Source organism: Roseomonas marmotae (assembly GCF_017654485.1).
In the GTDB taxonomy this organism is placed as follows: domain Bacteria; phylum Pseudomonadota; class Alphaproteobacteria; order Acetobacterales; family Acetobacteraceae; genus Pseudoroseomonas; species Pseudoroseomonas marmotae.
The window spans coordinates 82,501-104,955 of the sequence record NZ_CP061095.1 but is presented as its reverse complement, the minus strand read 5'-3'; the positions used below and the strand labels follow the sequence as shown (position 1 = coordinate 104,955).

Genomic DNA, 22,455 nt, shown 5'->3' with positions numbered 1-22,455 from the left:
GAGAACCTGGAGGGCGCGATGGGAGATCCACACCAGCGTGGCTGGACGGAGGAGTTCAAGCGTGAGGCGGTCCGACTGTTGTCGACAAGCGGGCGGCCGGTGGGCGAAGTGGCGGCCGACCTCGGGGTAGGCAAGTCGACGCTGACCCATTGGAGACGTCGCCTGCAGGAGACGGAGCTGCTGGCCGGCCCTCACCCGGATGCGGAGAAGGAGTTGGCGCGGCTCCGGCGGGAGAACGAGATCCTGCGGCAAGAGCGGGACCTGCTAAAAAAAGCAAAGGTGGGTTCAACTGGTCAGCGCAACATGATTGATTTCATGATGTTCCGGGAGGATCCACGATGGCGCGAACCGGCCGGCCTGGCTTATCTGCGGAGCAGAAAAGGGAGCTTTGGATCCGATGGAAGGACGGCCAGTCGCTCAGTGACATCGGACGGGCTCTCGGCAAGCCCGCGGGCTCGATCTTTGGTGTGCTGCAAGCCAAAGGCGGTATTGCGCCGCCGCTGCGGCAGCGATCTGCCCGCGCTCTGACGCTGGAGGAGCGCGAGGAGATATCGCGGGGTCTGGTGGCTGGCTTATCTTTACGCCAGATCGCGGCGCAACTCGGCCGATCGCCGTCGACCATCAGCCGTGAGATCGGCCGCAATGGTGGCCGCATGCAGTATCGTGCTATGGCTGCTGATGGACGAAGCTGGCAGCAAGCGTGCCGCCCCAAGCCGTGCCTGCTGGCCACCCATCGGTCTCTGCAGGCCGTGGTGGCAGAGAAGCTGGCGCAGCAGTGGTCGCCACAGCAGGTATCCGGCTGGCTTGAGGTGGAGTACCCTGACGACGAGGCCATGCGGGTGTCGCACGAGACGATCTACAGGAGCCTGTTCATTCAGGCGCGCGGCGTCCTGAAGAAAGAGCTGCTGGCGACGCTCCGGAGCCGCCGTCTGATGCGGCGCGCCAAGACTTCCACGACGGAAGGACAACCCAGAGGGCAGATCATCGGCGCCGTGTCGATCCGCGAACGCCCCGCCGAGATTGAGGACCGTGCTGTTCCAGGCCACTGGGAAGGCGACCTGCTCTCAGGTGGCAAGAACACGCATGTTGCGACCCTGGTGGAGCGCCGATCCCGCTTTCTGATGCTCGTCCAGGTGGATGGCAAAGATACTGAGAGCGTGGTTGATGCGCTGGTCCGGCAGGTCCAGCAACTTCCGCGGGGGCTGATGTCGTCGCTGACCTGGGACCGCGGAATGGAGCTGGCCCAGCACAAGCGTTTCGCTGTTGCGGCGGATGTTGCGGTATACTTCTGTGATCCCCGCAGCCCCTGGCAGCGGGGCAGCAACGAGAACACCAACGGTCTTTTGCGGCAGTACCTGCCCAGGGGATCGGATCTATCCGTTCACAGCCAGGATGATCTCGACACGATCGCCCTGCGGCTCAACACCCGGCCAAGGAAAACCCTTGGCTACAAAACACCAGCCGCTACCCTTGCCCAGGCCGTTGCGCTGACCAGTTGAACCACCACCGCCTTCTTCGCCAAGGAGACAAGTCGATGAAGTTCCGGCTCATCGATGCGGAGAAGGCGACAGCACCGGTGCCACGTCTGTGCAGTATTCTGGGCGTGAGTGCGAGCGGGGTACTATGCCTGGAAGGGGAGGATGGCCAGCCGGCGGCAGCGGGCGGACCTGATCCTCCTGGCTCATATTCGCGGTCACTTCACCTGTTCCAACGAGACCTATGGCAGTCCGCGTATGCATGCCGAGCTGAAGGCCCAGGGTCTCTCGATCGGGCGCCATCGGCTAGCCCGCTTGATGCGCGACAATGGGCTGAAAGCGCTGCAGAAGCGGCGGTTCAAGCGCACCACCGACAGCCAGCACACCAATCCGGTCGCCCCAAACCTGCTGGAGCAGGACTTCACAACCACCGGGCCGGACCAGAAGTGGGGCAGCGACATCTCGTATATCTGGACAGCAGAGGGCTGGCTCTACCTGGCTATTGTGGTTGACCTGTACTCGCGCCGGATCGTCGGCTGGGCCGTGGGTGATCGCTTGAAGAAGGAACTTCCCATGGCCGCGCTGCGAAGAGCCCTGCTGTTGCGCAGACCGCCACCGGGCTTGGTGCAGCATTCCGATCGAGGTGGCCAATACTGCTCGGGCGCGTACCAGAAGATGCTTCGCGATGCGGACATCGCCATCTCGATGAGTGGCAGGGGGAACTGCTTCGACAACTCCATGGTCGAGACCGTCTTCAAGACCCTGAAGGCGGAGATGGTCTGGCGAACCACCTTCCTCACACGTCAGCAGGCCGAACTCGCCCTTGGCCGCTATATCGACAGCTTCTACAATCCGCGGCGACGGCACTCAGCACTTGCCTATCAGAGCCCTTGTGCCTTCGAGGCCGTCGCATAGTTCAACAACCGCTCTCCACTTTCCCAGGGCAAGTCCAATCGCAGGACATCACCTGAAGTGGGGGTGCAGGAGTAAGGCAGAAGAGCAGCTTCCAGGGGAAAAACATGACCGCCTTGACCGTGGAGCCTGGGACGCCATTGCCGCTCGGTGCCTCCGAGGCGAGTGACGGGTTCAACATCGCTGTCGTCAGCCGGCATGCCACGCGTGTTTCAGTGCTGTTGTTCGATCCCGCCGGTGCCCTGCTGCAGATCATCGCGCTCGATCCGGCGCGGCACAGGACCGGGGACGTCTGGCATGTTCGTATTGCCGGCGTGACAGATGGATACAGCTATGCGCTTCGTGCCGAGGGGCGCTGGGCTCCGGAAGAAGGCCATCGGTTCGATCCACGGCGTCTGCTGCTGGACCCTTATGCTGTTGCCGTTGTTGGTGCACCGCGCCCCGACGAAGCGCGAGCATTGCTGACCACCCATCGGTTCGACTGGGGTGGCGACACAATGCCACGCCATCCCTGGCGCGAGACCCTGATCTACGAAACCCATGTGCGTGGCTTCACCATCCATCTGTCCTCAGGCGTGGCCCATGGCGGCTGCTTCATCGGCGTGACAGAGATGATCCCGTATTTGCAGGCTTTGGGTATCACAGCGGTGGAACTGATGCCGGTGCAGGAAGCGCCGGAATGGGTCATCCTGCCGGAGGCGCCGGATCGCCCCGTAAGAGACTACTGGGGTTATGACCCGATCGCGTTCTTCGCGCCACGGTCTTCCTACGCAACTGCGCCGGGCTCCGCCACGCTGACGGAATTCAAAGCCATGGTGCAGGCGCTGCATAAAGCCGGGATCGAAGTGATCCTGGATATCGTGTTCAACCACACTGCCGAAGGCGGCGCAGACGGACCAACCTTCTCCTTCCGGGGCCTGGATAATTCCATCTACTACATGCTCGGGGCGATGGGCAGTTTTTCCGACTACACCGGCTGCGGCAATACCTTGAACTGCAATCACCCGATCGTCCGAAGCATGCTGGTGGACTGCTTGCGCTACTGGGTCATGGAAATGCATGTGGACGGCTTTCGGTTCGATCTGGCTGCTGTCCTGGGGAGGGGGGAGGATGGCGCGCTGCTCGCCAACCCACCGTTGCTGGAGCAGATCGCCGAAGATCCCGTGCTCCGTGGAACCAAGTTGATCGCCGAGTCATGGGATGCTGCCGGCGCATTTCAGCTGGGAGAGATGCCAGGTGATCGCTGGGCCGAGTGGAACAGCCGATTCCGTGATGACGTCCGCCGGTTCTGGCAGGGTGCCCCAGGCGCCGCCGGGGCCTTTGCCACCCGCCTCTGTGGCAGCGAGGATTTGTTCGGAGGCGATGCAAAAGGCCCGCTCGGCAGTATCAACTTCATCACCTGCCACGACGGACCGACCCTGAATGACTGGGCGAGTGACGATCTCAGTCATAACCAGACGCAACTTGCTCCCGATGCTTCTCTTTCACCGATATCCGGAGCGGATACCGGAGCCAGCGCACCTCCAGGCGATCCATCGCTGGAGGCGATGCGGGCGCGGCAATGCCGGAACATGTTGGCCACACTTCTGCTGGCACGAGGCATTCCGATGCTGCTCGGCGGCGATGAGTTCCTCCGTACTCAGCGTGGCAACACCAATCCCTGGGACCAGGATAACGAGATTTCGTGGTATGACTGGACCAATGCGACGAAGCACGCTGACCTCGTGCGCTTTGTGCGCCGCCTGGTTGCCTTCCGCCGTGCCCATCCCGTGTTGTCTGCGGACCGCTTCTACACTGCAAGGGACATAACCTGGATCGGACCTCACGGCGGTGCCGTGGACTGGCACGGGCCGGACAACCAGTTAGGTTGTATCATTCATGAGGACGCCGCGGCGCCAGCCGCGCTGTGCCTGCTGTTCAACGGCTCGCCCAACCGGCCGGCGCAGTTCGATCTGCCGCTGCCGCCCGCTGGGGAATGGCGCCTCGCGATTGATACAAGCGCGGCAAGCCCGCATGATGTCGCCGATACGAGCACGGAGCCTCTGACATCAAGAAGCCAGATCCTGCCGCCGAGAAGTCTGTTTGTATTGGTCTCTCGTTGAAAGTTTGCGCCGTCGCGCGTGGCGGTCACGCGCTAGAGGCGCCTGGTATAGATCATGACGTGGTGCGCTGGCGCGCCTCTCTCCTGGTGATTGAATGGGTGCAAGCGATATAATGACATGCAGCGTGGTCGCCGTTCTTTCGGATACGTCGACCAGCACGCTTGCCCGTTTGCTGTCCGGCCACAGCACTTTCGGCTGTCCCGATTATCGAATCCAGCGACAAGCTGTTCGAGGTTGTCGGGGAATCCGACCTCATTTCCGTCTGGCGGCAAGTTTAGAGCAAAAGGCGGGCTGGCTGTGGAGCATGATCATCCGCGGCCTCCGAAAGCAATCGATTACACCTCGGTAGAAGAGGTGGCGAAATCGGCAGCCTGCGGGCAGGCGGTATCGGAACCTGATGCAGGTCAGGGCAGCAGGCACAGCGATAATGAATCCTTGTGCCAGGGAAGCGATGCGGTTCGCCGCATTATGCAGGACCTGGAGGAATGACTATGAACGATATCAAAATCGCAGCTCTGAAGGCTTCACAACAGCCTCGACCCGTGTTGCCTTTCTCTGTGGCGTCGGAGCGGTTCTGGCAGCCGCAGGTGGATCTGCGGGGAGAGGTTGATCGCGTTCTCGATAACCTCCGGCGTGGCTTCGACGGTGGCTTGTTGCGCCGGGGTGAGATGGCAGCGCCCTGTCGTTCCGACATGCAGTTCACGGCTGTCGAACCCGCGGTGGATGTCGTCGAAAGCGACGAGGAATTCCGCATCATCGCTGAGCTGCCTGGCCTGGGGCCGGAGGATGTGGAACTGAGCCTGTCCGGCAAGATGCTCGTCATCAAGGGTGAGAAGAAGGAGCAGCATGAGGAGAAGGCAACGAACTACTCCTTGTCCGAGTGCCGCTTCGGCACCTTCCGCCGTGTCTTCGAGCTGCCGCGGAGCGTGAAGCAGTAAGCGTCAGCCGAGCCTGGCCTTGAGTTGATGGTGCTGGTCCGCCGAATTGGTTGGCATGACGGACAGCACGACGACGGCACTACTCGCAAACTCCTCTTACGACGGTAGCAGGAGCGGCTCCGGAGTTCGCGCGGGCCGCCGCGTCGAGGTTCGGGTACGGGAGGTCCGGCGCCGGATCTGGTCGACGGAGGAACGGCTTCGGATTGTCCGGGAGACGCTGGAGCCTGGTGCGATTGTCCAGGTGGTGGCGGAGCGGCACGGCGTCAGCACGGGTCAGCTCTATACCTGGCGCAAGCAGATGCTGGCCACGGCGATGGCGGGCTTCATGCCGGTGGAGGTCGTACCGGAGGCGCCGCAGCTCCCGCCGTCTGGCCCGGCCCAGTCGCCTGGCAGCGGCGCAGCGCCTGGCGTGATCGAGATCACGCTGCCCTCTGGCGCCAGCATCCGCATCACCGGATGCGCCGACGCAGCGACACTGCGCGTCGTGCTGGCTGGGATGGGTGTGCGCTGATGCTGGGCCCGCCGCCGGGTACGCGGGTGTTCCTGGCCTGCGGCACGACAGATATGCGCAAGGGTTTTGACGGTCTGGCCGCGCAGGTGCAGACGATGCTGGCGCAGGATCCCTATAGCGGCGCGATGTTCTGCTTTCGTGGCCGCCGTGGTGATCTGCTCAAGATTTTGGTCTGGGACGGACAGGGCCTGATCCTCATCGCCAAGCGGCTGGAAAAGGGCCGGTTCGTCTGGCCTCAGACGCAGGGCGGCGTTGTCTCGCTGCCCGCGGCGCAGCTCTCGATGCTGGTGGAGGGCATTGATTGGCGCATGCCCGCCTGGACTGCGCGGCCGCAGGCCACGGTGTAGTCGGTCTGCCATTGCAGCGGCCATTGCGTTGCGTAGAATCATGGCGTGCACGCCGCGTCGCTCGACACGCCTGACGCCGAGATCGCAGCGCTCCGCGCGCTGCTGGCGGAACGCGACGCGGTGCTGGCCGAGCGCGATGCCGAGTTGCGCAGCGCGATCTTTGAGATCGAAAAGCTAAAGGTCCAGCTCGCCACCCTGCGGCGGGACCGCTACGGCAAGTCGTCGGAGAAGCTGGCCACCGAGATCGGTCAGCTCGAAATGCTGATCGGCGATGCCGAGGAGGACCAGGCGCAGGCTACCGCCGCGGCGGAGAAGGCCAGGACGAAGGGACAGCCTGGCAACCCGCGGCGCCCGGCGCTCCGCAAGCCGCTGCCGGAGCATCTGCCACGGGAGACGATCCTGCAGGAGCCGGTATTCGCCTGCCGCTGCGGCTGCACGGACCCGAAGCGCCTGACGAAGCTGGGCGAGGACGTCACCGAGATCTTGGAGAAGATCCCGGCCCGGCTGAAGGTCATCCGCCACGTCCGGCCCCGCTATGCCTGCCGGGCCTGCGAGGCCGTCCTGCAGGCGCCTGCCCCCGACCTGCCGATCGAGAGGGGGCGGCCGGGCCCCGGCCTGCTCGCGCATGTGCTGGTCTCGAAGTACCGCGACGGCCTGCCGCTCTACCGCCTCTCGGCCATCCTGGCGCGCGAGGGCGTGGAGATCGAGCGGCAGACCCTGGCCGACTGGGTCGGCCGCGGTGCCTGGTGGCTCAGCCGCCTGGCCGAGGCGATCGGCACCTATGCGCTGCGGCACGGCCTCATCTGGACCGACGACACCCCGATCGCCGTGCTGGCGCCAGGGCGAGGCCGGACGCGGCAGGGGCGGTTCTGGGTCTATGCCATCGACCCGAGGCCTTGGAACGGCCATGGGCCGCCCGCGGCGTTCTACCGCTACTCGCCCGACCGCAAGGGAGAGCGACCACGCGGGCACCTCCAGAACTTCGCGGGCTGGCTGCATGCCGATGGCTACACCGGCTACGACGCGCTGACCCAACCGCGCGGCAACCAGCCGCCGCAGGTCACCCATGTCGCCTGCTGGGCGCATGCCAGGCGCAAGCTGTTCGAGGTGTTCGAGGCCACGAAGTCACCGATCGCCGAGGAGGCCCTGCAGCGTATTGCCGCCCTCTACGCCATCGAGGCCGAGGTCAACGGCAAACCTGCCGATCAGCGCCGTGCCGAGCGCCAGGCCCGCGGCAAGCCGCTGCTCGACGACCTGCACGACTGGATGCTGACCCAGCGTCGCCGGTTGTCCGGCAAATCGACGCTGGGCAAGGCGATGCAATACGTGCTGAACCGGTGGGAGGCACTCGCGCGCTATCTCGAGGATGGCAGGCTCTCGATCGACAACAATCTCGCCGAGCGGCTGCTGCGCGGCCTCGCTTTGACGAGGAAGAATTTTCTGCTCCTCGGATCAGACGCAGGCGGCGATCGCGCCGCCATCATCTACACCGTCGCCGAAACCGCAAAGCTGAACGGCTTGGACCCAGAAGCCTACATCGCCGCCGTGCTCGACCGCCTCGCCCGCGGCCACACCATCAGCCGCATCGACAAACTCCTGCCGTGGAACTTCAGGCTTACCGCATCACCTGCGTGGACGGGATGACGCTTACCTTGAGCACGTGCAGTATGCCGCTGATCGCCCGCCGGTCATCCACGCGGGGCTTGCCTGGCCTGCCGCGCGGCAGGTGTGGCTCAATGGCAGCCCAAGCCTCATCCGACAGCCAGAACAACCGCGCCATCTCAGCCTCCTGAGCCGTTCAAACCCGTTCAGGAGATAAAACACCAGCAGCGCCAATAAGTTGTATGGGTTTCCTGCCTAGATTATCGCCATCGCTTTGAGTGCCTGCCACGCGCTGTCCTGGGGCGGAGGTGAGTTATGCACCAGATCCACGCGAATGCCCGCACCACTCCGGCCGTCCGCGCCGAGATCGCCCGCTCCTCGGAGCCTTCCGGCCTGCTGACCCAGCGCTACGGCGTCAGCACCGAGACCATCCGCAAGTGGCGCCAGCGCGGGCCCGCCGACTGCCTGGACCGCTCCGCCCGCCCCCATAGCTTGCCCTGGAAGGCGACCGCAGGGGAGCGCGCGGTGGTCTGCCTGCTGCGCGAGAGGACCAACTTCGCCCTCGACGACCCGACCTTCGTCGTCCGGCACTTCCTGCCGCACCTCAACCGCGACAGCATCTGGCGCATCCTCAAGGCCGAGGGGCTGAACCGGCGTCGTCCCGTAGCCTCGGAGCGTCCCGCCAGAGGTGCGGAGAAGTTCCAGGACTACGATTTCGGCTTCATTCATATTGATATCAAGCAGCTGCCCATGCTGCAAACGGCCGATTTTCAGCGCCGCAAGCGCTACCTCTTTGTGGCCATCGACCGCTTCTCGTGCTCCGTCCATCTGGCCGTGAAGGACGACATGACGACGAACAGCGCGGTCTCCTTTCTGCGCGAGGCGGCGGCTGCCTTTCCATTCCGCATCACCCATGTGCTGACCGACAATGGCGGTTGCTTCTCGCCGACCTTCGAGAAGGCCTGTGCCAAGCTGGGTGCCGAGTATCGTCACACCGGTCCCTATACGCCGCAGACCAACGGCATGGTGGAACACTTCAACGGCTGTATCGAGAGCGAAGTGCTGGGCATCACGATCTCTTCCCATCGCGACCTCGAGCAGATGCTGCGCGGGTTCAACGCCGCCTATAACGCCCGGCGACAGCGCGTCCTGCAGGGCCGGACACCAAACCAGGTTGTCGCCGAGCGCCTTGCCGCGCGACGAAAGCCGCGCGGCACCAAGCCTGCCGGGCAGGCCGGGCCGCAAGACATCGCCAAGGCCCGCATCATCGCCGAGAATGCCAAGGATGTCTCACAACCAGACAGGTAGTTCTGCCCGGAGGAACTTCAGGGCTCAGGTCACCCGCTCCAGTGCGTAGAGGATAAAGCCTGCATAGGCCGTCCGCGCCAGTCGACGATGCGGCGGGCAATGGTGACGTAGATGACCCCTTGCCACGTCGCGAGGTAGGTGGAATCTGACAACCGCAGCACGTCCGGCGCCGACGCCAGGAACTGCCGATCTACCATATCCGCCGGACATGGCGTAGCCGGGCTTGAGACGGTGGTCCTCATCCCCTTGCCGCGCACCACACCCTGTAGACCCGTGGCGCGCATCAGCCGCTCCACCGTGCAGCGGGCCACCGCGACGCCCTCGCAGCCGAGTTGCCGCCAGACTTGGCGGGCGCCGTAGACCTCGCGATGATCGTCGATGAAGGCGATCGCAGCTTCGGGCGGCGGTCGAGCTCCGCAACCGCGAAATATAGCGACGCCTTGCGCAGGGTTTAATTGGCCTGCGCAACTCGCGGGCCTCGCGTTTCAGAGCTTTGATCCGTTCTCCCTCAGCGCTGGTCGGCCCCGTCAGCAAGCCTCGGTCGCGCTCAGCCTGCCTCACCCAGCCGCCCAGCGTCTCCATCGTGCAGCCGATCTCGGCCACAATCGAGCAGATCGCCGCCCACTGCGAAGCGTGGTCGCCTCCATGCTCCAGTATCATCCTTACCGCACGCTGCCGAACCTCCGGCGAATGCCGGTTCGAGGTCTTCTTCGTCATGGCTCCATCCTCTCAAGAATAGGAGCCTCCGGGGAACCGGGGGCGGTGCAGGTCGACGTGTCGTCATAATAACAGACCTCACACGTCAGACGCAGGCAGAAGTGACGGCTACCGGTATTCCCGTGATGAGGGTCGCGCCACAGCCGACCAGAGCGGAGGTGATTCTCAGACGCCTCTCAAACCCTGCCGGTGCTGCCTGCGCGAACCAGATAAGCACAAGACCTCCTCCGCAGAGCAACAGCCAACTGGAGACCATGACCCAGCGGAACAGCGTTCCTCCAGCCAGCTCTATTCCGTGCCACCCATAAGCACAGCCAATTCCATGCAGGCCATAAAGGGCAGAGAAGCCGAAGATCCAGAACAGCAATCCCGTGCCTGCGCGAGCCAATAGCATCATGACAGCACCACCGGCGCCAAGACACATGCCAGGACGATCAGTGTCATGGCTCCCGCATAATCGTTGAATAGTTGTGCCACAGAGGGCTCCAGCACGCGGCCCTTCCGGATATGGCCCGAGGCGATGCGCGCCCGGATGAAGGCTGCACAGAGCAGCGCGATCACGGCGTGGATCACAGCATAGGCGATGAGCGCCCAGCAGACGGCGGCATAGGCGTGGCTGTCAGGTGCGGGAAGCTCGGCGATGCCCAGCCATACCAGGGTAACGATGACGATGGCCTGGGCACCCATGGCAAGGCGGGCTGACCAGCAGGCGGATGCCCCGGCTCCCGCCATGCTGGCCGATGCTGCCCGGCGCGTCAGTACAATGCCTGCCACTGCCGCCAAACCACCAGCGAAGCCCAGCGGCAGGCTGCCTTCGATCAGCACGGGCGGCGGCCAGTTGGGCGCCACGACCCAGAGAAAAGCGTAACCGAACAGGAGTGAGCCGAACAGCGTGCCGTCAGCCACCAGCAGAAAGACGGCCCCCCACCATCCGGGTGCGCCGGATGTCTCCCGGTGGGTCAGGGCTGTCTCGCCGGCCCGGATCGTCACAGGGCCGATCTCCTCCCGCCAGCCCAGCGTCCAGGCCCATCGCCATGTCAGCGCAACGACGACGACGACGGGCAGCAGTGCGGCCCAATAGAAGCCGAAGAGCAGCGCGAGGAAGAAGCATCCGGTTGCCAGCGCGGTCAGGATGGGGAGACGGGTGTTGCCAGGCAGCACGACAACATGGTCTGCCGCCCCCGTCGTGATATCGACGGCCATCGTCTCCCGCCAGCCATTCCGGATCTCGGACAGATAGCCTTCCCCACGTGCAAGCCGCAGCGGGAGCCCCGGATCGGTCAGTGGCTCGTCATTCTCCACATGCGGCTGGCTGGCGAAGTTATAGGCGGGGGCGGGAATGATCATGGCCCATTCCAGCGTATGGGCGCCCCAGGGATTGCGACGGCTACGACGCGTCAGGAAGATCTGCAGCGCAACGTCGACCGCGAACATCGCGAAACCGAAGGCCATGATGAAGCTGCCGACGGAGGAGAGCAGGTTCAGCCAGGTCCAGCCTATATCGGCCGGATAGGTGTAGATCCGCCGCGGCATGCCCAGCAGCCCGGTCAGATGCATCAGGAAGAAGGTGAGATTGAAGCCAATGAGGATAAGCCAGAACGCCGCCTCGCCCAAAAGAGGCACGCGGACACGGCCGGTGAAGTGGGGCAGCCAGTAATAGGCACCGGCCAGCATTGGAAAGATGAAGCCGCCGACCAGGACGTAGTGCAGATGCGCCACCACGAAGTGTGTGTCATGCGCCTGCCAGTCGAACGGTACCATCGCCAGCATCACACCTGTCAGCCCGCCGATGACAAAGACCAGGAAGAATCCCATCAGGTAGAGCATGGGAAGCTTCAGCTCAGGCTTTCCCTTCCACAACGTGCCCAGCCAGGCGAAGATCTGCAGCGCAGTTGGTATCGCCACGAGGGCCGAGGCTGCGGAGAAGAAGCCGAGCGCCATGTGCGGGATGCCGGTCGTGAACATGTGGTGCACCCAGAGCCCGAAGCTCAGAAATGCAAGCGCCAGCAGCGCTGCGACGATCCAGCCATAGCCAAGGATACGGGTACGGGCCATCGCCGGCAGCACCGTGGAAACCACGCCTGCGGCCGGAAGAAAGATGATGTAGACCTCAGGATGGCCGAACAGCCAGAAAAGGTGCTGCCAGAGCAGAGGACTGCCGCCGCGCTCCGGATCGAAGAAGGGCCAGCCGAAGGCGCGTTCCAGCTCCAGCAGAATCGAGCCCAGGATCAGCGGCGGAAAGCCCACGATCATCATCAGAGCGGTGATGAGCAGGTACCAGGCGAGGAGCGGCATCCGGTCGAGCCGCATGCCCGGCGCACGCAGCTTCAGGATCGAGACGGTAATCTCGACCGCCGCGGTGACCGCCGAGATTTCAACGAAGGTGATGCCAAGCAGCCAGACATCGGCATTGATGCCCGGCGTATAGGTCTTGGACGAGAGCGGCGTGTACATGAACCAGCCACTATCCGGCGCGACCCCCAGCACCAGCGCCACGATCAGGATGGTGCCACCGAAGAGATAACACCACCAGCCATAGGCAGAAAGGCGCGGGAAGGCCATGTCGCGACTGCCCAGCATCTTCGGCAGCATATAAAGCGCCAATCCCTCGAACATCGGAATAGCGAAGAGAAACATCATGATGCTGCCATGCATCGTGAAGAGCTGGTTGTAGATATCCGGCCCCACGAAGGCGCTGCCTGGCGTCGCCAGCTGCGCGCGAATCAGCATCGCGAGAACCCCGCCGATCGCGAAGAAGGCGAAGGAAGCCAGAATGAAGCGCTTGCCGATGTCGGAATGGTTCACCGAAATGACAGTGCCACGCCAACCGCGCGGGGAGCCCCAGACCGCAGTCAGCGCACGATGACGGGCAAGCACGTTCATGGCTGGTCTCCACGCTGGAAAGCGGCCCAGCCGGCCTCGTCATGGGCGATGACGCGAAAACGGTGCTCGGCGTGGTCCAGGCCGCAGAACTCGGCACACTGGCCCTCGAAGACGCCGGGCTGGGATGCCTCGATCCGCAGCACGTTCACATGGCCGGGAATGGCATCCATCTTTCCCGCCAGCCGCGGCACCCAGAAGCTATGAATCACGTCGGCGGCCTCCAGCCGCACGTTCACGGGCCGACCGGCCGGGATATGCAGGACATTCCGCGTCACGATCTCACCTTCTGCGCCGGCGTGACGGAAATCCCAGTACCACTGGTGGGCTCTGGCCTCGACCACGACGACACCGGCCATCGAGCGCGCGATGGTTTGCTCACCCAGCGCAAGCGCGAAGCCCAGCAGGACCATCACCACGGTGGTCGGCATGGCAACGCCGAGCCAGCCGATCCACAACGAAGTTCCTCCGGGCGCACGGCGGGGGCCACGGACAAAGGCCAGCGCGAGCAGCGTCAGGACCAGGAGCGTCAGCACCACGGAGCCAGCCAGCATCGCCCACCAGAGGGTCGCGATGGAGGTGGCGGCAGGGCCAGCGGGATCGAGAGTCGAGAGCGGACCGGAGCAACCGCCGACAGCCAGTGCCGTTGTCGTGGCGCGGAGCCGTTTTAACATGGGGCGATGGTCTTGGATTCTGAACATTCTGAAGATCCCGGGAAGGGCGGCGCGCTGGTCGATCCCATCTCGGCTCACCCCCATTTCCACCGGACGGAATCGCGGATCGCTCTCGCGGGGCATCCGATCCACGCGATGCTCGTCGCCTTCCCGGTCGCGCTTGCCATGAGCACGCTCGGCGCGGACGGCTTCTACTGGTGGACAGGCGATGTCTTCTGGGCGCGCGCTGCGCTCTGGGCCAGTGGCGGTGCCTTCCTGATGGGGCTGGCGGCGGGCCTGTCGGGCACGGTGGAACTGCTGATGGTGCGGGGCATCCGCATCCGTGCGGCGAGCTGGACGCACTTCATCCTCGCGGTGATGCTGCTTTCCATTCTGGGCGCCAACTGGGGCTTCCGGCTGACGGGCTACGAGCAGGCGGTACTGCCCTGGGGGCTCCTGCTGTCCTGCTTCGCGGCGGTCTTCACGGGAATGACGGGATGGCATGGCGGGAAACTGGTCTTCGACTATCACATCGGCACCGCGGCGACGGGCAGGGATTGACCCCGCGGCTCCAGCAGCCAGGCCGGGACTGACCAGTCCCCGATGGGAGGCTTGCCCAGCACCAGCAGCAGGATCGCGGTCATGGCCAGGAGCGAGGCCGCGACCAGCGGGCCGCCAGCGGGCGCGTCGTAATGGCCCTGCTGCTCACCGACCTGCAGCGTTACATGCCCCAACCAGGCATGGATCGCGACGAGGACGCCCACGGCAACCAGCTTCACGAACATCCACGGGACGAAGACGCCCCGCAGGAAGATCAATGCCGTGCCTGCCGCGATGGCAATGACGGCAGCGGGCGTGATCAGCCGGACATAGGCGTTATGTGTCACCAGCCGACGTCTCGAGAAATCCAGCTGGCGATCGCTTGGCCCATGCCGGGCCAGCAGCAATGGCAACCCGATCAGCCCCGCGCACCACACGGAAAGGGCAGCGATATGCAGGAACTTGAGGGCCGTGATCATCATGCTGCCGTGGCAGCCTTGACCCAGGCACGGCGGGCGATAACAGCCACCGCCAGGGCGTAGGGGATGATGCCGGGAACCCACATGATGAGCCCCGCGATCTGCTGGTCTGCGACCTGCTCCAGTCCCCAGGGCAGGGTGGTGGCGACATGCGTTGCATAGAGCGGGGTCGTTGCAAAGGTGAGCAACGCCCCCAGCATACCCATCTGCGCCATGCCAAGGGTGGCGAAGAGCGCGCCGGTGACCGGGGGGGCAGCGAACATGGCCTGCCAGAACCAGAAGGCGCTGGCCAGAAGCGTGGCCTGCATCAGCCAGTAGATGACCGTATGAGCCAGCGCCGCATCATAGAAGGAGGGCAGGTGCCAGGCCCACAGCGTCGCCGTGGCGACGGCGAAGGCCACACCCGGAAGCACCGCCAGACGAGCCGGAAAAGCCATTGCCAGCAGAGGAGCCGCCGCCGTGACAATCAGCAGATGATGCACGGTGCGGACGGAGAACAGGGAGACGCTCAAGGCGCATAGCGGCGACACGAAAGCCAAGGCCAGCACCCCGATGGCAGCCAATACTAGGTTCGGGCGCTGGGATCGCCGCGCAAGGAGCGCGCCGGCGCCGAGCGCGACCAACAAGGCCGGATCCAGGTTCCAGCGGCTCATCAGCTCCACGGGATCTGGCGGGGCGCCACAATAGCTGGTCATGAACTTGGTACCTTGACGTTGCCGGCTGATCACCCCGGGGGAGCGAGGGACAGCACCATCGGGTGGATGTCTGGTGCTCATCCCTCCACCCATGTGGTTGACGTCCTGGTTCCGGTTACGGTTTCACCGATGATGCGAAAGGGTGAAAATATCGTAACTGCGTGTCAGGCATTCTCCCGAAGTGCGTCATGGCCAAAGGCCGAGTGCGAGCAGAGATCCGCCAGGAAGGTTACCCAGGCTGCTCAGCACGAGATTCCGCAGGCCTGCGATCCAGGCGACGCCCTCAACGGGCATGGTCAGCCACCCAAGAGGAATGATGAACATGTTGGCGGCGGAGTGCTCCAGCCCGGCCGTGACAAAGATCATCACCCGACCGACGATGGCCAGGACCTTGGCCGACAGCGTGGGTGCGCTCATGGACATCCGCACCGCCAGGCAGACAAGCATGTTAGCGAGATAGCTGAGCAAAAGATGGCAAAGAGCGTCTAATGCTCTGTCGAAACCTTCTGCCTAACTGTCCGGTTGTGAAACCTCCTTGGCGTCCTCAGCAATGAGGCGTGCGCGGGCGATGTCCTCTGGTCCGGCTCGACCTTCAGGTGTTTCGGGTTTGCGGCGGGCGAGCTTTCGTCGCGCCCGGAGGCGTTCCTTGACAACCTGGCCGAGCGTCCTGCCGTCGAGGACGCGCTGGCGGCGGGCGTTGTGGGCGGCGTTGAAGCCTCGGAGCAGCTGGACACTTCGAAGAACCTCGCTGCTGAGGCGTGAAGCTGATTCACTGCCACTGGTCAGCGGAGGCAATGACGATGGCGGGGCAGCCTGGCTTCTTCGATGTCGAGAAGCGGTATGCGGCACTTTCCGCCGCGGGCGATCCGTTGGAGCGCCTTGCGGCCGTGGTCGATTTCGAGGTCTTCCGTCCGGTGCTGGATGCGGCGCTGGCGCGGTCGGACCGCAGTCGCGGCGGACGTGCGCCCTATGATGCGGTGCTGATGTTCCGCATCCTGGTGCTGCAGGCGCTCTACAGCCTCTCGGATGAGCAGGCAGAATTCCAGCTGCGCAACCGGCTGTCCTTCATGCGCTTCGCGGGCCTTGGCCTGCACCAGGCGGTGCCGGACGCCAAGACGATCTGGCTCTACCGAGAACAACTCAAGCAGGCCGGTGCGATCGAGGGGCTGTTCCGCCGCTTCGATGCGGTGCTGGCGGCCAAAGGCTTTCTTGCCATGGGTGGGCAGATCATCGACGCCACGATCATTGCCGCGCCGCCAGAAGCTCACCCTGGAGGAGAAGGCCACCATCCGCGACGGCGGCATACCGGCGGATTGGTCGCCAGCCAAGCGGGCGCAGAAGGACCGGGATGCCCGCTGGACGCTCAAGCGCGGAAGGGCCAAGCCTAAACCAGAAGGTACACCGCGCCGGGCCATTCAGATCGCGGTGCCGATCTTCGGCTACAAGAGCCATATCGGCATCGACCGACGGCACGGGTTGATCCGCCGCTGGGCCGTCACGGATGCGGCCCAACATGACAGCCGCAGCTTCGTGGGCCTACTTGATCCCGAGAACACGGCCAGCCGCGTCTGGGCAGATACCGCGTATCGTACGAAGCGCAATCTGGAGGTGCTGGAGCGGCGCGGCCTGTCCGAGAGGATCCATTCCGCAGACCACCGCGACGCCAACTCTCCGAACCGCAGGCGAAGGCCAATGCATCACGCACCCGGATCCGCTCCGGCATCGAGCATGTTTTCGCCGTGCAGAAGCATCGCATGGCGCTGTTCGTGCGCACCATCGGCATCGCCCGCGCGCAGGGTAAGCGTCGTGGCGACAGCACGGTTAGAACTGCGTTGACGGTGGATGGCGGTTGAGCCTCGGCGGCTATGCCGCGATAGCGGATGCCGTAGCAGGGCTGCTGCGCTTCCACTGCCACGGCAGCAGCATGTCCAGTTCGGTAGCCTTGGTCTGCCCGGAGACGATGCGTTCCAGCACATCGATGAGCCAGGCCATCGGGTCGACACCGTTCATCTTGGCCGTCTGAATGAGCGTCATCGCAATCGCCCAGTGGCGGGCACCCCCATCGCTTCCGGCGAACAGCGCATTTTTGCGCCCGAGGGCGACGGGGCGAATGGCGCGCTCGACCACGTTTGTGTCCATCTCAATCTGGCCATCGTCGAGGAACGCCGTCAGGCCCGGCCAGTGCCGCAAGGCGTAGCGGATGGCCTTGGCGAGGTCGGAGGCGGCGGAGACGCGCTCCTGCTGTGCCTGCAGCCAAGCCTGCAGGGCCTCGACGATCGGCCGACTTCTCTCCTGCCGCGCTCGGTGTCGGTGTTCGGCGGAATGGCCACGGATCTGGCTTTCGACCGCATAGAGTGCCTGGATCTGGGCCAGCACCTCGGCTGCGAGCGGTGACTGGGTGGAGGCGTGGAATTCGTAGAAGGACCGCCGCATGTGCGCCCAGCAGAACGCCAGGCGGACCGAACCATCGGCGCGGTCGCCCGCCAGCCGTTTGAACCGGGCATAGCCATCGACCTGGAGCATGCCCTTGAACGCCGCCAGATGCCCGGCGGGGCGGGCGCCCTTGCGGTCCTCGGTATAGACATAGGCTGCCATCGGAGCGCCTGGGCCGCACCATGGCCGGTCATCGACCGCGTAGCACCAGAGCCACCCGGTCTTGGTCCGGCCACGGCCCGGGTCGAGCACCGGCAGCGTCGTGTCGTCGGCGAACAGCTTGGCCGTGGACAACGCTGTGCCGACAATCAGGTCGTAGAGTGGCGTCAGCCACCAGCAGGCCCGGCCAACCCAATTGCTGAGCGTCGAGCGGTCGAGCACCACGCCCTGCCGCGCCAGCATCTGCGCCTGGCGGTACAGCGGCAGGCTGTCGCAGAACTTGCTCACCACCACATGCGCGACCATCGCCTCGGTGGCCATGCTGCCGTCGATCGGCCGCTCCGGCGCGGGCGCCACGACCACACAGCCCTCGCAGGCCCGGCAGGCATAGCGCGGGCGGCGGGTGACGCGGACCCGCAACTGCGCGGGCACGATGTCGAGCTGCTCGGTGCGCGACTCACCGATGGCATGCAGTGCGCCGCCGCAGCAGGGGCAGTCCTGCCAGGCGACGTCGAGCAGCACCTCATAACGTGGCAGATGTTCTGGCAAGGCGCCGTGGCTACGCCGGGGTGGCGCCTGGCGGCGGCCCTGCCGGACCGCTGCCGCATCCTGCCCCGCCTGGTTCTCGGCGACGGTCTGCTCGAGATCCTCGAGCCCGAGTTGCAACTGGTCCGGGCTGAGCTGTTCCGACCGGCGGCCGAACTGCTGTCGCAGCAGACGTTGGATCAGCAGCCGCAGTTTGTCGTTCTCGGCATGCAGCGCGCCGTGCTGATGCACCGCATCGCGCAGCATCTGCTGCAGGATGGCGGGATCATCGGGCGGCCTGTCGAGGTCGATCTCCACGCCACGATGATGCCGGATGCCGCCGCGTCGCAGCCAGCATTTCCGTCCTCGTCGCGGCGCTGTTACCCGGCCAGCTCTGGCCTGCGGCGCGGCCCCAGGGCACGCCATTCGCAGCCATCGAGCAGCGCCGCCAACTGTGCCGTGGACAAGGCGATGCAGCCCGTCGTGGCGGTGGTCGGCCAGGGGAACTGGCCATGTTCCAGCCGCTTGGTCAGCAGGCACAGCCCAATCCCATCGTGCCAGAGCAGCTTGATCAGCCCAGTCCGACGGCCGCGAAAGGCGTACACCGCGCCGTTGAAGGGATCCTCCGCCAGGCCCTGCTGCACCAGCATCGCGAGGCCTGTCATGCCCTTGCGCATGTCGGTCACGCCGCAGGCCAGCCAGACCCGCAGTCCGGCCGGTGGCGCGATCACCGGCGGCCCAGTGCGGACAACACGCGGCGCAGCGCCACCTCGCTCATCGCCGCGCCGACCCGCACTGTCACGCCGTCCGGCAGCACGATCTCGATCAAGGCGGAGGTGTCGCTTAAGAGTGCGGCCGAGGCTGCGGTCTGCCGCACCGGCGGCTCCGCCGCCGCGCCTGTGTCGTCTGGGAGCGCGGCAACCGGCACAAATCCCGGCGGGACTGGCAGCCGCGCCTTGAACTGACCCTCCACCATCTGCCGACGCCAGGTGTAGAGCAGGCCGCTGCCAATTCCATGCCGCCGGGCGACCGCGATCGGGGAGACGCCCGGCTCCAGGCTCTCCACAACGATGTCGCGTTTCTGTTCTGGCGTCCAAATCCGCCGCCGCTCACCGCGGGTGATCACCTCGACCGGCGTCTCGCGCACACTCCTACGATTAAACGTAGGAGCGTCCTCAGCATCGATAATCTGCACTGGCAGCGTCTTGCCCATACCGCGTTTGCATCACAACGCTATCCAACGCCGCAATGTGCTGCTGGCGCGACGCTTACGGCCTTCCTGTGCACCGGCTGACACAGCGGGCGTCTTGCATGAAAGCACCGCCCCTGGTTTGCCGGGGTCCTGTGAGCTGAACGGCTCAGGAGGGGAAGTCTTTATGTGCGGACATGGCAAATCCGCCCTGTGCGTGATGCACTGGGGCGGTTTGGTATGTTTGTTATTTGATGTTGGATGCGGGGACAGGATTTGAACCTGTGACCTTCAGGTTATGAGCCTGACGAGCTACCGGGCTGCTCCACCCCGCGGTGGTGTGTGTATTTGTGCTGTTTGTTGGATGAACGGTCCGGCTTGGTGGCCCGGCGGCGACCTACTCTCCCGTGCCTTGAGACACAGTACCATGGGCGCTGGGGCGTTTCACGGCCGAGTTCGGGATGGGATCGGGTGTAGCAGCCTCGCGATGGCCACCGGGCCACCGAGCCGGATCGTTCTCCATTGGCAGCACAGATGCTGATGAATGGGAGTTGGTGATATCTGTATTGAGTGTTGAGTGAGTGTGTCGCGGTTGGATGCTGCGTGCGGTGTCGTGTTGCCACGACAGCGGTGCAGATGAATGAGATCGATCGGGCTATTAGGACCGCTCGGCTGAGGCCATTACTGACCTTTCACCTGCGGCCTATCGACGTGATGGTCTATCACGGCCCTTAGGGAGACCTCGTTTAGAGGCTGGTTTCCCGCTTAGATGCCTTCAGCGGTTATCCGTTCCATACTTAGCTACCCAGCGATGCCGCGGGCGCGACAACTGGTACACCAGAGGTATGTCCATCCCGGTCCTCTCGTACTAGGGACAGATCCTCGCAAGTCTCCTACACCCATGGCAGATAGGGACCGAACTGTCTCACGACGTTCTAAACCCAGCTCACGTACCGCTTTAATCGGCGAACAGCCGAACCCTTGGGACCTGCTCCAGCCCCGGGATGCGATGAGCCGACATCGAGGTGCCAAACCTCCCCGTCGATGTGGACTCTTGGGGGAGATCAGCCTGTTATCCCTAGAGTACCTTTTATCCGTTGAGCGATGGCCCTTCCACGCGGGACCACCGGATCACTAAGGCCGACTTTCGTCTCTGTTCGCGCTGTCGCGCTCACAGTCAGGCGGGCTTATGCCTTTGCACTCAACAGCCGATGTCCGACCGGCTTGAGCCCACCATCGCGCGCCTCCGTTACACTTTAGGAGGCGACCGCCCCAGTCAAACTGCCCGCCACGCAGGGTCCCGACCCCAGATAAATGGGGCTCGGTTAGATGCCAGAAAGGCGCAGGGTGGTATTTCAAGGATGGCTCCACCAAAGCTGGCGCCCCGGTTTCATAGCCTCCCACCTATCCTACACAGCCCCTTCCTGGCACCACTGCGAAGTTGCAGTAAAGGTTCATAGGGTCTTTCCGTCTGACCACGGGTACCCCGCATCTTCACGGGGAATTCAATTTCGCTGAGCCCATGCTGGAGACAGTGGGGAGGTCGTTACGCCATTCGTGCAGGTCGGAACTTACCCGACAAGGAATTTCGCTACCTTAGGACCGTTATAGTTACGGCCGCCGTTTACCGGGGCTTCGGTTCGATGCTTGCACATCTCCCCTTAACCTTCCGGCACCGGGCAGGCGTCAGACCCTATACGTCATCTCTCGATTTCGCAGAGCCCTGTGTTTTTACTAAACAGTCGCCACCCCCTGGTCTGTGCCACCCCACCCTGGTTGCCCAAGATGGGGTCTCGCTTATCCCGAAGTTACGCGAGTAATTTGCCTAGTTCCTTCAGCATGGTTCTCTCAAGCGCCTCGGTATACTCAACCAGTCCACCTGTGTCGGTTTCGGGTACGGACCATATGCTAGAGCTATTTCCTGGACCGATCCGGCAGCCCCTCCAATCCAATAAGGAGGAACAACGGTTCACGGCCGTCACTTCTAGCGGGCTCAGGAATATTCACCTGATTTCCATCGGCTACGGCTGTCGCCCTCGCCTTAGGGACCGGCTCACCCTGCGCGGATTGGCCTTGCGCAGGAACCCTTGGACTTTCGGCGAGAGGGGTTCTCACCCTCTTTGTCGCTACTCATGTCCGCATTCGCACTTCCGATACCTCCAGGAGCCCTCACGGGTCTCCCTTCGCAGGCTTACGGAACGCTCCGCTACCACGCATCATTGCTGATGCATCCACAGCTTCGGTAAGTGGCTTGAGCCCCGTTACATTTTCGCCGCAAAACAGCTATTAGACCAGTGAGCTATTACGCTTTCTTTAAAGGATGGCTGCTTCTAAGCCAACCTCCTGGTTGTTTTGGCCGTCTCACATGCTTTCCCACTTAGCCACTATTTGGGGACCTTAGCTGGTGGTCTGGGCTGTTTCCCTCTCGACAATGGACCTTAGCACCCACTGTCTGTCTGCCAGGTAGCACTCACCGGCATTCGGAGTTCGGTAGGGTTTGGTAGGACTTTGGGTCCCCCTAGCCCTTCCGGTGCTCTACCTCCGGCGGTGTTCGCCTGACGATCTACCTCAATAGATTTCGCGGAGAACCAGCTATTTCCGAGTTTGATTGGCCTTTCACCCCTAGCCACAGCTCATCCCCGACTTTTTCAACAGGCGTGGGTTCGGCCCTCCAGTGGGTGTTACCCCACCTTCAGCCTGGCCATGGCTAGATCACTCGGTTTCGGGTCTTCTGCCAGCAACTCAGCGCCCTGTTCGGACTCGCTTTCGCTGCGCCTACACCTAACGGCTTAAGCTTGCTGCAAACAGAAACTCGCGGACCCATTATACAAAAGGTACGCCGTCACCCTTGCGGGCTCCGACTGCTTGTAGGCGCTCGGTTTCAGGTCTCTTTCACTCCCCTTGTCGGGGTGCTTTTCACCTTTCCCTCACGGTACTTGTGCACTATCGGTCACCAAGGAGTATTTAGGCTTAGAGGGTGGTCCCCCTAC

Annotated in this window: 16 protein-coding genes, 1 tRNA gene, 2 rRNA genes and 5 pseudogenes (1 of these 24 only partly in view); 11 read left to right on the top strand and 13 right to left on the bottom strand. The window is 63.9% G+C overall.

The window, feature by feature from the left end; genetic code table 11:
- Positions 1 to 18: 18 nt before the first annotated feature.
- The 8 genes and pseudogenes from IAI58_RS23170 to tnpC (IAI58_RS20975) all read left to right on the top strand — a co-directional run.
- Positions 19 to 276 (top strand): annotated as a pseudogene (locus IAI58_RS23170) (transposase); the annotation flags it as partial.
- Positions 277 to 338: 62 nt separating this feature from the next.
- Entirely contained in the window at positions 339 to 1,499 is a 1,161-nt protein-coding gene (locus IAI58_RS21005) for an IS30 family transposase (RefSeq protein ID WP_208776119.1), read from the top strand.
- A 17-nt stretch (positions 1,500 to 1,516) separates the two neighbouring features.
- Positions 1,517 to 2,390: pseudogene (locus tag IAI58_RS21000) on the top strand (IS3 family transposase); the annotation flags it as partial.
- Between the two features lie 104 nt (positions 2,391 to 2,494).
- Complete coding sequence (locus IAI58_RS20995; protein ID WP_207451052.1) at positions 2,495 to 4,489, top strand: glycogen debranching protein; 1,995 nt, start codon at positions 2,495 to 2,497, stop codon at positions 4,487 to 4,489.
- A 491-nt stretch (positions 4,490 to 4,980) separates the two neighbouring features.
- On the top strand, positions 4,981 to 5,427 hold the full coding sequence (locus IAI58_RS20990; protein ID WP_207451054.1) for an Hsp20/alpha crystallin family protein: 447 nt from the start codon (positions 4,981 to 4,983) through the stop codon (positions 5,425 to 5,427).
- Between the two features lie 55 nt (positions 5,428 to 5,482).
- Positions 5,483 to 5,938 carry an IS66-like element accessory protein TnpA gene (gene tnpA, locus IAI58_RS20985; protein ID WP_207451056.1) on the top strand — a complete coding sequence of 152 codons (456 nt, stop codon included), beginning with the start codon at positions 5,483 to 5,485 and terminating at the stop codon, positions 5,936 to 5,938.
- On the top strand, positions 5,938 to 6,285 hold the full coding sequence (gene tnpB, locus IAI58_RS20980; RefSeq protein WP_207451058.1) for an IS66 family insertion sequence element accessory protein TnpB: 348 nt from the start codon (positions 5,938 to 5,940) through the stop codon (positions 6,283 to 6,285). The genes tnpA (IAI58_RS20985) and tnpB (IAI58_RS20980) overlap by 1 nt, the downstream gene beginning before the upstream one ends.
- A gap of 45 nt (positions 6,286 to 6,330) precedes the next feature.
- Positions 6,331 to 7,929, top strand: coding sequence for an IS66 family transposase (tnpC, locus tag IAI58_RS20975; RefSeq protein ID WP_207451060.1), 1,599 nt, complete (start codon positions 6,331 to 6,333; stop codon positions 7,927 to 7,929).
- A gap of 7 nt (positions 7,930 to 7,936) precedes the next feature.
- Here the strand turns inward: tnpC (IAI58_RS20975) and IAI58_RS20970 are convergent.
- A pseudogene (locus IAI58_RS20970) lies at positions 7,937 to 8,065 on the bottom strand (transposase); the annotation flags it as partial.
- A gap of 137 nt (positions 8,066 to 8,202) precedes the next feature.
- On the opposite strand from IAI58_RS20970, the gene IAI58_RS20965 reads away from it, so the two are divergent.
- A complete protein-coding gene (locus IAI58_RS20965; protein WP_207451062.1) occupies positions 8,203 to 9,195 on the top strand; it encodes a DDE-type integrase/transposase/recombinase in 993 nt (330 codons plus the stop codon).
- A gap of 74 nt (positions 9,196 to 9,269) precedes the next feature.
- Here the strand turns inward: IAI58_RS20965 and IAI58_RS23165 are convergent.
- From IAI58_RS23165 to coxB, 3 genes and pseudogenes are all read right to left on the bottom strand, one after another.
- Positions 9,270 to 9,912, bottom strand: a pseudogene (locus IAI58_RS23165) (IS3 family transposase); the annotation flags it as partial.
- A 393-nt stretch (positions 9,913 to 10,305) separates the two neighbouring features.
- On the bottom strand, positions 10,306 to 12,795 hold the full coding sequence (ctaD, locus tag IAI58_RS20955) for a cytochrome c oxidase subunit I (RefSeq protein ID WP_207451064.1): 2,490 nt from the start codon (positions 12,793 to 12,795) through the stop codon (positions 10,306 to 10,308).
- Positions 12,792 to 13,466, bottom strand: a complete 675-nt coding sequence (gene coxB, locus IAI58_RS20950; RefSeq protein ID WP_207451066.1) for a cytochrome c oxidase subunit II — start codon at positions 13,464 to 13,466, stop codon at positions 12,792 to 12,794. Before coxB ends, ctaD begins: the two co-directional genes overlap by 4 nt.
- Before the next feature lie 6 nt (positions 13,467 to 13,472).
- On the opposite strand from coxB, the gene IAI58_RS20945 reads away from it, so the two are divergent.
- A complete protein-coding gene (locus tag IAI58_RS20945; protein WP_207451068.1) occupies positions 13,473 to 14,006 on the top strand; it encodes a DUF2231 domain-containing protein in 534 nt (177 codons plus the stop codon).
- Here IAI58_RS20945 and IAI58_RS20940 read toward each other — a convergent pair.
- The 3 genes from IAI58_RS20940 to IAI58_RS20930 all read right to left on the bottom strand — a co-directional run bounded on the left by IAI58_RS20940 (position 13,973) and on the right by IAI58_RS20930 (position 15,627).
- On the bottom strand, positions 13,973 to 14,467 hold the full coding sequence (locus IAI58_RS20940; RefSeq protein ID WP_207451070.1) for a CopD family protein: 495 nt from the start codon (positions 14,465 to 14,467) through the stop codon (positions 13,973 to 13,975). The genes IAI58_RS20945 and IAI58_RS20940 overlap by 34 nt on opposite strands.
- Complete coding sequence (locus IAI58_RS20935; RefSeq protein WP_237182976.1) at positions 14,464 to 15,117, bottom strand: cytochrome c oxidase assembly protein; 654 nt, start codon at positions 15,115 to 15,117, stop codon at positions 14,464 to 14,466. Before IAI58_RS20935 ends, IAI58_RS20940 begins: the two co-directional genes overlap by 4 nt.
- 228 nt (positions 15,118 to 15,345) lie before the next feature.
- Complete coding sequence (locus IAI58_RS20930) at positions 15,346 to 15,627, bottom strand: formate/nitrite transporter family protein (protein ID WP_272874899.1); 282 nt, start codon at positions 15,625 to 15,627, stop codon at positions 15,346 to 15,348.
- 332 nt (positions 15,628 to 15,959) lie between these two features.
- Between IAI58_RS20930 and IAI58_RS23160 the strand changes: the two are divergent.
- Positions 15,960 to 16,961: pseudogene (locus tag IAI58_RS23160) on the top strand (IS5 family transposase); the annotation flags it as partial.
- A 61-nt stretch (positions 16,962 to 17,022) separates the two neighbouring features.
- Here IAI58_RS23160 and tnpC (IAI58_RS20915) read toward each other — a convergent pair.
- The 6 genes from tnpC (IAI58_RS20915) to IAI58_RS20890 all read right to left on the bottom strand — a co-directional run.
- Positions 17,023 to 18,543 carry an IS66 family transposase gene (tnpC, locus tag IAI58_RS20915; RefSeq protein WP_419555865.1) on the bottom strand — a complete coding sequence of 507 codons (1,521 nt, stop codon included), beginning with the start codon at positions 18,541 to 18,543 and terminating at the stop codon, positions 17,023 to 17,025.
- A 113-nt stretch (positions 18,544 to 18,656) separates the two neighbouring features.
- Positions 18,657 to 19,007 carry an IS66 family insertion sequence element accessory protein TnpB gene (gene tnpB, locus IAI58_RS20910; protein ID WP_207449809.1) on the bottom strand — a complete coding sequence of 117 codons (351 nt, stop codon included), beginning with the start codon at positions 19,005 to 19,007 and terminating at the stop codon, positions 18,657 to 18,659.
- Positions 19,004 to 19,489, bottom strand: a complete 486-nt coding sequence (gene tnpA / locus IAI58_RS20905) for an IS66-like element accessory protein TnpA (protein WP_207449807.1) — start codon at positions 19,487 to 19,489, stop codon at positions 19,004 to 19,006. Before tnpA (IAI58_RS20905) ends, tnpB (IAI58_RS20910) begins: the two co-directional genes overlap by 4 nt.
- Before the next feature lie 234 nt (positions 19,490 to 19,723).
- A tRNA-Met gene (locus IAI58_RS20900) sits at positions 19,724 to 19,800 on the bottom strand.
- Positions 19,801 to 19,849: 49 nt separating this feature from the next.
- Positions 19,850 to 19,964 (bottom strand): 5S ribosomal RNA (rrf, locus tag IAI58_RS20895).
- 138 nt (positions 19,965 to 20,102) lie between these two features.
- Positions 20,103 to 22,455 (bottom strand): 23S ribosomal RNA (locus IAI58_RS20890) (it continues 386 nt past the right edge of the window).